12 protein-coding genes and 2 tRNA genes are annotated in these 9,675 nt (G+C 68.7%); 10 read left to right on the top strand and 4 right to left on the bottom strand.

Annotated elements, in window-relative coordinates; translation table 11 throughout:
* From AC30N0_RS09810 to AC30N0_RS09770, 9 genes are all read left to right on the top strand, one after another.
* On the top strand, nt 1-552 hold a 552-nt coding region (locus tag AC30N0_RS09810; RefSeq protein WP_489517738.1), incomplete at its 5' end, for a hypothetical protein.
* A gap of 76 nt (nt 553-628) precedes the next feature.
* On the top strand, nt 629-1,195 hold the full coding sequence (gene pgsA / locus AC30N0_RS09805) for a CDP-diacylglycerol--glycerol-3-phosphate 3-phosphatidyltransferase (protein WP_489517737.1): 567 nt from the start codon (nt 629-631) through the stop codon (nt 1,193-1,195).
* Nucleotides 1,196-1,238: 43 nt separating this feature from the next.
* Entirely contained in the window at nt 1,239-2,120 is an 882-nt protein-coding gene (locus tag AC30N0_RS09800; protein WP_489517739.1) for a DMT family transporter, read from the top strand.
* Complete coding sequence (locus tag AC30N0_RS09795; RefSeq protein WP_489517736.1) at nt 2,117-3,196, top strand: tartrate dehydrogenase; 1,080 nt, start codon at nt 2,117-2,119, stop codon at nt 3,194-3,196. The genes AC30N0_RS09800 and AC30N0_RS09795 overlap by 4 nt, the downstream gene beginning before the upstream one ends.
* A 228-nt stretch (nt 3,197-3,424) precedes the next feature.
* A complete protein-coding gene (locus AC30N0_RS09790; RefSeq protein ID WP_489517735.1) occupies nt 3,425-3,697 on the top strand; it encodes an HU family DNA-binding protein in 273 nt (90 codons plus the stop codon).
* A 32-nt stretch (nt 3,698-3,729) separates the two neighbouring features.
* A tRNA-Val gene (locus tag AC30N0_RS09785) sits at nt 3,730-3,805 on the top strand.
* A 103-nt stretch (nt 3,806-3,908) separates the two neighbouring features.
* Nucleotides 3,909-5,828, top strand: coding sequence for a SurA N-terminal domain-containing protein (locus tag AC30N0_RS09780; protein WP_489517734.1), 1,920 nt, complete (start codon nt 3,909-3,911; stop codon nt 5,826-5,828).
* 29 nt (nt 5,829-5,857) lie between these two features.
* A tRNA-His gene (locus AC30N0_RS09775) sits at nt 5,858-5,933 on the top strand.
* Between the two features lie 153 nt (nt 5,934-6,086).
* Entirely contained in the window at nt 6,087-6,479 is a 393-nt protein-coding gene (locus AC30N0_RS09770) for a hypothetical protein (protein WP_489517733.1), read from the top strand.
* A 291-nt stretch (nt 6,480-6,770) separates the two neighbouring features.
* On the opposite strand, the gene AC30N0_RS09765 is transcribed toward AC30N0_RS09770, so the two are convergent.
* The 4 genes from AC30N0_RS09765 to AC30N0_RS09750 form a co-directional block, all read right to left on the bottom strand.
* Complete coding sequence (locus AC30N0_RS09765; RefSeq protein WP_489517732.1) at nt 6,771-7,025, bottom strand: hypothetical protein; 255 nt, start codon at nt 7,023-7,025, stop codon at nt 6,771-6,773.
* On the bottom strand, nt 7,022-7,276 hold the full coding sequence (locus AC30N0_RS09760) for a hypothetical protein (protein WP_489517731.1): 255 nt from the start codon (nt 7,274-7,276) through the stop codon (nt 7,022-7,024). Before AC30N0_RS09760 ends, AC30N0_RS09765 begins: the two co-directional genes overlap by 4 nt.
* Before the next feature lie 125 nt (nt 7,277-7,401).
* The gene (locus AC30N0_RS09755; protein WP_489517730.1) at nt 7,402-7,668 is read right to left on the bottom strand and encodes a hypothetical protein; all 267 of its coding nucleotides are present in this window, start codon (nt 7,666-7,668) and stop codon (nt 7,402-7,404) included.
* Nucleotides 7,669-7,813: 145 nt separating this feature from the next.
* A complete protein-coding gene (locus AC30N0_RS09750; protein WP_489517729.1) occupies nt 7,814-8,791 on the bottom strand; it encodes an NADPH:quinone oxidoreductase family protein in 978 nt (325 codons plus the stop codon).
* A 114-nt stretch (nt 8,792-8,905) separates the two neighbouring features.
* On the opposite strand from AC30N0_RS09750, the gene surE reads away from it, so the two are divergent.
* On the top strand, nt 8,906-9,658 hold the full coding sequence (surE, locus tag AC30N0_RS09745; RefSeq protein ID WP_489517728.1) for a 5'/3'-nucleotidase SurE: 753 nt from the start codon (nt 8,906-8,908) through the stop codon (nt 9,656-9,658).
* The last annotated feature ends 17 nt before the right edge of the window (nt 9,659-9,675 follow it).

The raw sequence follows: 9,675 nt of genomic DNA, 5'->3' as shown, positions 1-9,675 counted from the left end.
ACCGTGCCTTGCATTGACCCGATCGCCGGCCGCCGCGCTGCCGTGCTTTGCAGCGTCCTCTTCGCCGCCTGCTCGGCACCTTCGTCGGATTCGTCCGCTCCCGGCGAGACGGCGTCGCGGCGGGCGCCGGCGCCGGTCGCGGCCGCTCGCGATGCTCCGGCCGCGCCGCCGGCTGTCGTCGCGGCGGCCACGCCCGAGACCGGCCGGCTCGCCGCACCGGCCACCATGCGCAACTGGGGCGAGGTGCGCCGGCAGGCGGCGCTGCGCCTCGTCGCCGCGAACCCGGGCATCACCTATATGGGCAAGGTTCCCGACCAGCTCCTGGCGATTCCGGTCCTCGAGGTGGAGCTGAACCGCGACGGCAGCGTGCGCCGGATCGTGACCCTCCGCGAGCCCCGCCAGGCCAAGGACACCTTGCGCATCGCCACCGATGCCATCCACCGCGCGGCGCCGTACGGCGACGTCTCGCACCTGCCGCGGCCGTGGAAGTTCGTCGAGACCTTCCTCTTCGACGACGACCGCAAGTTCAAGCCGCGGGTGCTGGACGAGTAGCCGTCGCGGCGGATGCCGCCGAACCGGACTAGCCCCCGCGCCCCGGGCCGCGCCCGACCGTGGGCACAATCCGCGGATGTTCTTCAACCTCCCGACGCTGCTGACCTGGGCCCGCATCGTCGCGATCCCGCTCGTCGTCGGCGTGTACTACACGAGTCTGCCGGTCGAGACGCAGAACATCCTCAGCACGACGCTGTTCATCCTGTTCGCCCTGACCGACTGGCTCGACGGCTACCTGGCCCGCAAGCTCAACCTCACGTCGTCGTTCGGCGCCTTCCTGGACCCGGTCGCCGACAAGTTCCTCGTCACGGCGGCGCTGCTCGTGCTCGTCCACCTGGGCCGGCTTGATGCGCTGATCGCGCTGGTGATCATCGGCCGCGAGATCGCGATCTCCGCGCTGCGCGAGTGGATGGCGCAGATCGGCGCGTCGCGCAGCGTCGCGGTGCACATGCTCGGCAAGGTGAAGACGGTCGTGCAGATGGTCGCGATTCCCTTCCTGCTGTACCACGGCCGCCTGTTCGGGCTGATCGACACCGCCTTCTGGGGCACCGTGCTCATCATCGCGTCGGCCGTGCTGACGATCTGGTCGATGGTCTACTACCTGCAGAAGGCCTTGCCGGAAATCCGCGCCCGTGTCCGCTAGTGCCGGGACGGCGGGTGCACGGCGCGAGACGCTCGTCCGGGCCATGCCGTGGGTGTTCGTGCTCATCTGGTCCACCGGCTTCGTCGTCGCCCGGCTGGCGATGCCGCACTCGCCGACGTTCAGCTTCCTCGTCGTCCGCTTCGGGCTCTCGGCCGTCTGCTTCGCCATCTGGATCGCCCTGGTCCGCGCCGCCTGGCCTTCGGGCCGGCAGCAGTGGGGGCACCTGCTCGTCACCGGCGCCTTCATGCAGGCCGGCTACCTCGGCGGCGTCTGGGCGGCGATCCGGCACGGGCTCGGGGCCGGCACGGTCGCCCTGCTGGTCGGCCTGCAGCCGGTGCTGACCGCCCTCTGGATTTCGCAGGGCCCCGGCGCGGCCGGCGCCGCTGCGGTATCGCAACGGCGCTGGCTCGGCCTGCTCCTCGGCTTCGTCGGGCTGGCGCTCGTCGTCTGGGGCAAGCTGGGCGTCGGTGAAGTATCGGCAGCCAACCTGGCCATGGCGACGGTGGCGCTGCTCAGCATCACCATCGGCACGCTGTACCAGAAGCGCTTCGTCGCGCCCTGCGACGTCCGCTCCGCCAGCGCGGTGCAGATGCTGGCAGGCATCGCCGTGTGCCTGCCGTTCGCCCTGCTCGAACCGGGCTCGATCCAATGGCACCCGGACCTCGTCGTCGCCATGGCCTGGTCCGTCGGTGCCCTGACGCTCGGCGGCAGCTCGCTGCTGTACCTGCTCATCCAGCGCGGCGAGGCCACCGCCGTGACCAGCCTGCTCTACCTCGTTCCGCCCTGCACCGCGCTGATGGCGTGGGCGATGTTCGGCGAGTCGTTCACCCCCCTGATGATGCTCGGCATGGCCCTGACGGTCGCCGGCGTCGCCATCGTCGTGCGCCCGCGGCGCGACATCGCAGCGAAGGAAATCCCGCCATGAGCAAGACACATCGCATCGCCGTGATCCCGGGCGACGGCATCGGAACCGAGGTCATGCCCGAGGGCCTGCGGGTCCTCGAGGCCGCGGCCGGGCGGTTCGGCATCGCCCTCGCGTTCGACCATTTCGACTTCGCCTCGTGGCCGTACTTCGAGCGGCACGGCAGCATGATGCCGGCAGACTGGAAGGAGCAGATCGGCGGTCACGACGCCATCCTCTTCGGCGCCGTCGGCTGGCCGGAGAAGATGCCGGACCACGTCTCGCTGTGGGGATCGCTGCTCAAGTTCAGGCGCGAGTTCGACCTCTACGTGAACCTGCGCCCGGCACGCCTGATGCCGGGCGTGCGCTCGCCGCTCGCGGGCCTCGCGCCGGGCGACATCGACATGATGATCGTGCGCGAGAACACCGAAGGCGAGTACTCGAGCATCGGCGGACGCATGTTCGAGGGCACCGACCGCGAGGTGGTCGTCCAGGAGACGGTGATGTCGCGCGTCGGCGTCGACCGGGTCCTGAAATACGCGTTCGAGCTGGCGCAGTCGCGGCCGAAGAAGCACCTCACGTCGGCGACGAAGTCGAACGGCATCGCCATCACGATGCCTTACTGGGACGAACGAGTCGATGCGATGGCCGCCGGCTTTCCGGATGTGCGGGTCGACCGGTTCCACATCGACATCCTGGCGGCGCACTTCGTGCAACGGCCGCAGGCGTTCGACACCGTCGTCGCCAGCAACCTGTTCGGGGACATCCTCAGCGACCTCGGGCCGGCATGCACCGGGACCATCGGCATCGCGCCCTCGGCCAACCTCAACCCGACGCGCGAGCATCCGTCGCTGTTCGAACCGGTGCACGGATCGGCTCCGGACATCGCCGGCCGCGGCGTCGCCAATCCGATCGGGCAGATCTGGTCGGCAGCGCTGATGCTCGATTTTCTCGGATACCGGGACGCGCACGATGCCGTGATCCGCGCCATCGAGAGCGTGCTCGACCCCGGTGCGGGCGGTCCGCGAACCCGCGACCTCGGCGGCACGGCATCGACCGAGGACCTGGGCCGCGCCATCGCCGACGCGCTTCGCCCCTGAGCCCGCTGCGCCGCTCGATCCGCACGAGGCGAGTCGGGCAGTCTTGTCAAGAACGGAATCCATGTCGCGCCAAGTAAATACCGATGCACGGCGCGAACAGGGGCGGCAACCCTGCTTGACACTGCTGGGGGCCGACGCTGTAATCGTTTCGCCCCGGCGCGTGCGTTCTGCCGCGCGGACCACACCCGAATCCATGCAGAGCCAGCGCTTCCTGAGGGGGACCCATTCGTGAACAAGATGGAATTGATCGAGCACATCGCTACACAGGCCGACATCTCGAAGGCAGCGGCGTCGCGCGCCCTCGAGGCGGTGCTCGGGGGCGTGAAGACAAGCCTGAAGAAGAACAACACGGTCTCGCTCGTCGGCTTCGGAACGTTCAGTGTCGGCAAGAGGGCCGCTCGCGCCGGGCGCAATCCGCGAACGGGCGCCGCGATCAGGATCAAGGCGGCGAAGATCCCCAAGTTCCGTCCTGGCAAGGCCCTGAAGGACGCGCTCAACTGATTCCCTGCGCCGCCGGAGCACCGGCGGTTTGCGGGTGCTTAGCTCAGCCGGTAGAGCGGCGCCCTTACAAGGCGTAGGTCGGGGGTTCGAACCCCTCAGCACCCACCAATCTCCTGTTCGCAGCGGGCTGCGGCAAGCCGTGCTCGGCTAGAATTCCTCTCCCTCGAACGAAAGGCGAACCTTGGTTCGCCTTTTCTCCATCCGGGCCTCCATGTTCGAATTCCTTCGCAGCCACACGCGCGCCCTGCAGTTCATCCTCGTGCTGCTGATCTTCCCGTCGTTCGTGTTCTTCGGCGTCCAGGGCTACAGCGGCTTCGGCAACGCCGAACAGCAGGTCGTCGCCGAAGTGGCAGGGCACAAGATCACGAACGTGGAGCTCGAGAGCTCGCTGCGTGAGCGTGTCGAAAGGGCGCGCCAGCAGATGCCGAACATCGACGCCAAGCTCTTCGACACTCCGGAGATGCGCGGCCTCGCGCTCGAGAATCTGATCCGCGAGCGGCTCATGCTCGTCGCTGCCGACAAGCTTCACCTGGTGACCACCGACGAGCGGCTCGAGCAGCTGTTCAAGAGCGACCCGGAGTTCGCCCAGCTGCGCAACCCGGACGGCAGCGTCAACAGGGACGTGCTCGCATCGATCGGCATGTCGTCGGAGGCTTTTGCCGAGCGGCTGCGCCAGGATCTCTCCCGACGGCAGGTGCAGCAGGCCGTCGCCGAATCCGTGCTGGCGCCGGCTGCAGCGGCATCGGCGGCACTCGACGCCATGTACCAGCAGCGGGAGATCCAGGTGCAGCGTTTCGACACCAAGGACCAGCTCGCCAAGGCGCAGCCGACGGATGCCGAGATCGAGGCCTTCTACAAGGACCCCGCGAATGCAGTGCAGTTCCGGGCCGACGAAGAAGCGACGGTCGAGTACGTCGTGCTCGACCTCGAGGCCCTGAGGAAAGGGGTGGCGATCTCCGAAGACGAGCTGCGCAAGCACTATGCGCAGAACGAGAAGCGCTACACCGCCGCCGAGGAGCGGCGCGCGAGCCACATCCTGATCGCCGCCGACAAGGGCGCTCCTAAGGCCGAGCGCGACCAGGCGCGGGCCAAGGCCGAGGCCTTGCTCGCCGAGGTGCGCAAGAGTCCCACATCGTTCGCCGACGTGGCGCGAAAGAACTCCCAGGACGAGGGATCCGCGGTCAAGGGGGGTGACCTCGACTTCTTTGCACGAGGCGCCATCGAAGGCCTCGATGCGGCATTCGACCTGAAGCCGGGCGAGATCAGCAGCGTGGTCGAGAGCAGCTTCGGCTTCCACATCATCCAGGTGACGGGTGCGCGTGGCGGCGAGAAGCGCAGCTTCGAGTCGGTGCGGGCCGAGCTCGAAGCCGAGGTGCGGGACCAGCTTGCCCAGAAGCGCTTTGCCGATGCCGCCGTCGAGTTCGGCGACACGGTCTACGAACAGGCCGACAGCCTCAAGCCGGCGGCCGACAAGTGGAAGCTCGAGGTCCGCACCGCCCAGCACGTCACGCGCACACCGGCCGCGAACGCGCAGGGGCCACTCGCCAATCCCAAGTTCCTCGAGGCGTTCTTCACGGGCGAGGTGATTCGCGACAAGCGCAACACCAAGGCGATCGATATCGGCGCCAACCAGCTGGTCGCCGGGCGCGTCGTGCAGCACGTTCCGGCGCAGCAGCTGCCGCTGGCCCAGGTGAAGGACAAGGTCCGCCAGCAGCTGGCCCTGCGGCAGGCGGTAGCAACGGCGAAGAAGCTCGGCACCGAGCGCCTGGCAGCGGCGCGGGCCGCCCCGGTAACGACGCTCTCCGAGGCGACGCAGGTCGTCTCGCGGGCCCAGCCCAGGGACCTGCCGCCGCCCCTGCTCGAGGCCGTCCTGAAGGCGCCGGTGGCGGCGCTGCCGGCCTTTGTCGGCCTGGAGCTGGGCGACCAGGGCTACGCGCTGGCCAAGATCACCCGGATCTGGGGTCGGGACCCGAGCGTTGCCGATCCGGAGAAGGCGAAGGCGCAGTACGCGCAAGTCTGGGCGGACGCCGAAGCGCAGGCCTATTACGCTGCCTTGAAGTCGCGCTACAAGGTGTCGATCAACGACAAGGCCGTGGTGTCGCGGGAGGCCGCAGCGAGCGAGCCGCGCTGAGGGGCGTCGCTATAATTCCAGCTTCGGCGGTGGCTGTAGCTCAGTTGGTAGAGTCCAGGATTGTGATTCCTGTTGTCGTGGGTTCGAGCCCCATCAGCCACCCCACATAGCCACTTGCTCATCGCGTGAGCGGATGCTAATCGGGCTCAGTCGAGGCGCGATGTAAGGGCGGATGTAAGACGATCTCGCCCAGCCGGAGATGGCGGCCGGTCAAACGCAATGGCTCGATCAAATCTTCCGCCCGACTGGCTCACTTTCGTGAGGCTGCGGGCCGACAACGCGGGGCACGTCCTGCTCAGTGCGGACGAGGTTAACTTCGCACGGTCGCGCGACGGCCACCTCTGGTTCGAACCCATCGATCCCGCCATCGGGCTTTACAAGCTCACAGCAAGCACGCAGCAGCGTCTGGGCACGCTCGCGAAACCCAATCCACCCGACGAGGCTCCAACGCGGGCTGTGGAGTGCTGGTACTGGAGCTATCGAGACTCCGCCACCGGGCAGGTCTGCGTATCAGAGAAGACGCTCACCGAAGAAGAAGCTTCGAGTCTTCCTGAGGCAGAGCGGATCGAGGGCAGCAAGACACTGCGGGGCAGCGAAGAGGAGGACACCACTCCGGACGTGTTTCGTACCGGTCAGGCGCCCCTGACCTAGGCGATTCCCCGGACATGGCCAAGCATCTGACTGCGTCAACGGAGTGGTCCGCGCCCATCTGCGGCAACGGCATGTGTCCATCGAAGTAGTCCGGGCTGGCGCGGTCCGATCCAAGGCGCGAACGGGTCAGAGGCACGGCAGAAGCCCGACACTTCAGCAGCCAGACTAGCGTAGTAACTGTAATTCCATCCAGTACCATCCGCGCTGGACCTTCGTTGCGCTCCGCCAGCCACCCCACGCTCGCAGCCAGCGGCCCTTCCGGGCCGTTTCTGTTGGACCCGCTCGCCGCGTCTACTTGCGGATCGGCTGCGCGTCGGCCAGCAGCGGCGGCACGAGGCCAGGCTTCGCCGCGCGCTGGTTGAGCGAGCGGGCAGTGGTCCCTTTGCCCGGGCGGCGGGCGAGGTAGGAGCCGGAAGAGTTTGGTGCGACGTTGGCCGGCACGTAGCTGCCGTCGCGCGTGCGGTGCGCCGGCACGAGCACATCGGCGGCGCTCGCGATGCCGCACCCCAGCGCGAGCACCGAGGCGGCCGTGCAGGCGATCTTCACGGACGTCCTGTCATCAACGGCTTGGCGTTGAGCAGGAGTGGCGTCGCGTAGGGGTCGCGGAAGGTTTCGGGTGCCGCGGCGGCGCTGCCCTTCGCCGCGACCCTGTCGGCCTTTCCTGCCTTGGCGACCGCAGCGACTGCCGGCGCGACCGCCGTCGTCTGCTTCTCCGCCCGAACGGGCGAGTCCGGTGCGCTCGCGAACACTGCCGAAGCGAGAGCGAGACACAAGAATGTTGCGGCGGTTCTGTTCATGGGCCTGCTCCAGGCTGTCGCGGGATCGCGTTCGTGACTGTGCCGCGGCGCCGTGCGCGCGTGTGGACGCGCGCCGTGACTTTGTCGACCAGCCGCCCCCCAGGACGTAACCCTGCGGTAACGCTTCACGCTTTGTCCCCGCCGCCGCGGTCCTGGCGCGAGCCGAAGGCCACCGGCCCGCCGAACCTGCAATCGACATACAGCGCTTCGGCCACCGCCTCGGGCAGCATGAGTCGCCAGCGCGAGCTCATGGCCATGCCGTCGACGACGTGCATGGCCGCAATGGGGTCCAGTTCCGGATCCAGCTCGAGGATGCGCCTGGCGCAACGGTGCAGCCATTCGCTCGTCTCGTAGACATAGGGGAAGGTCGCGCCAGCCGTGTCGAGGCGCATCGGTTCAGTATTCATCGCAGGGCCGCAGTGCAAGGGGTCACGGCCGCCAGCCTATAAGAGGCCCTTCGTCGGCCCTCGACCGCTCGCCGGGCGCAGGCGATCCGACGTGCGGTATTGCCACCGCGCTGCGACGGGCGGCGGCTGCTCAACCGTTCGTCATCACGAGCTTGCCACGGACCTGGCGGCTGCCCATGCGCGCGTACGCGGCCGGGAGCTCGTGCATGGGCAGGCGTGCATCGATGACCGGCTTCACCTTGCCTTCCCCGTACCAGCCGGCGAGCTGCGCGAGCGCGCGCGCATGGGCGGCCGGCTCGCGCCGCGCGAACTCGCCCCAGAAGACGCCGACGATGGACGCGCCCTTGAGCAAGGCGAGGTTGAGCGGCAGGGCAGGGATGCCGCCCTGCGCGAAGCCGACGACCAGGTAACGGCCGCGCCAGGCGATGGAGCGGAACACCGGCTCGGCCAGGTCGCCGCCGACCGGGTCGTAGACGACGTCCGGGCCCCTGCCGTCGGTGAGCCTCTTGATCTCTGCGCGCACGTCGCCGCTGGCGTAGTTGATCGTCGCGTCGGCGCCGATCTCCCGGCACAGGTCGCACTTGGCGTCGGTGGATGCCGCAGCGATGACGCGAGCGCCCAGGACCTTGCCGAGCTGGATGGCGGCGGTGCCGACGCCGCCGGCGGCGCCGAGCACGAGCAAAGTCTCGCCCGCCTTCAGCGCAGCGCGATCGACGAGGGCATGGTGCGTCGTCCCGTAGGTCAGGACGAAGGCCGCGGCATCGTCGAAGGCGAACCCCTTCGGCAGCGGCATGACGAGGTTGGCGTTGACGACGGCATGCGTGCCGAAGCCGCCGGTCCCGGCAAAGGCGGCGACGGCGTCGCCCGCCTTGAGGTGGGCCACCCCGTCGCCGACGGCGTCGACCACCCCGGCGTACTCGGAGCCGGGCACGAAGGGCAGGGCCGGCTTCATCTGGTACTTGTTCTGGACGATCAGCAGGTCCGGGAAGTTGAGGCTCGCGGCGCGGATGGCCACGCGCACCTCGCCGGCCTTCGGCTCGGGCGTCGGCAGCTCCTTCCATTGCAGTGCCTCGACACCGGTGGGGTTCTCGCAGAGCCAAGCGTGCATGACGGAGCCTTTCGATCGGAGCTCGTCCTGCATCGATGCGGACGAGCGTGAATGATCATACGCAGGCCCCGCCGAGACGAGGTCGTGCGGGGCACGACTCCTACAATCCCGCTCATGCGAATCCTGATTGCCAACGACGACGGCTACCTGGCGCCCGGGCTGGCGATGCTGGTGAAGGCCTGCGAGGGGCTCGGCGACCTCGACGTCGTCGCGCCGGAGCAAAACGCCAGCGGCACGTCCAACTCGCTGACCCTCAACCGCGGCCTCAGCGTGTACACGGCGGCCAATGGCCACCTCTACATCAACGGCACGCCGTCCGACTGCGTCCACCTCGCGCTTTCGGGGCTGCTCGACAAGCGGCCCGACCTGGTCGTGTCGGGCATCAACCAGGGCGCGAACATGGGCGAGGACACGCTCTACTCCGGCACCGTCGCCGCAGCCATGGAGGGTTACCTGTTCGGCATCCCCGCGATCGCCTTCTCGCAGGTCGACAAGGGCTGGGCACACCTGGACGCGGCGGGGCGCCTTGCCCGCAGCGTGATCGAGCACGTCCTGCGCGGGCCGCCGCAGGCGCCGAACTATCTGCTCAACGTCAACATCCCGAACCGGCCCGATGCCGACGTCCTGCCCCGACGCGTCACGAGGCTCGGGCGCCGGCACGCGAGCGAGCCCATCATCCGGCAGATGAGCCCGCGCGGCGAGCCGCTCTACTGGATCGGCCCGGCCGGCGACGCCCGCGAGGCCGGCCCCGGCACCGACTTCCACGCCACCAGCCATGGCGAGATCTCGATCACGCTGCTGCATGTCGACCTCACCGACCACGCGACCCTGCCGCAGTGGCGCCGCTGGACCGGGCAGCCGGGATGACACCCGGCGGCCGGCCG

This window comes from Rhizobacter sp., assembly GCF_031412495.1.
In the GTDB taxonomy this organism is placed as follows: Bacteria; Pseudomonadota; Gammaproteobacteria; order Burkholderiales; family Burkholderiaceae_C; genus Schlegelella_A.
The sequence above is the reverse complement of the archived record's forward strand: the minus strand, read 5'-3'. Positions and strand labels throughout refer to the sequence as shown.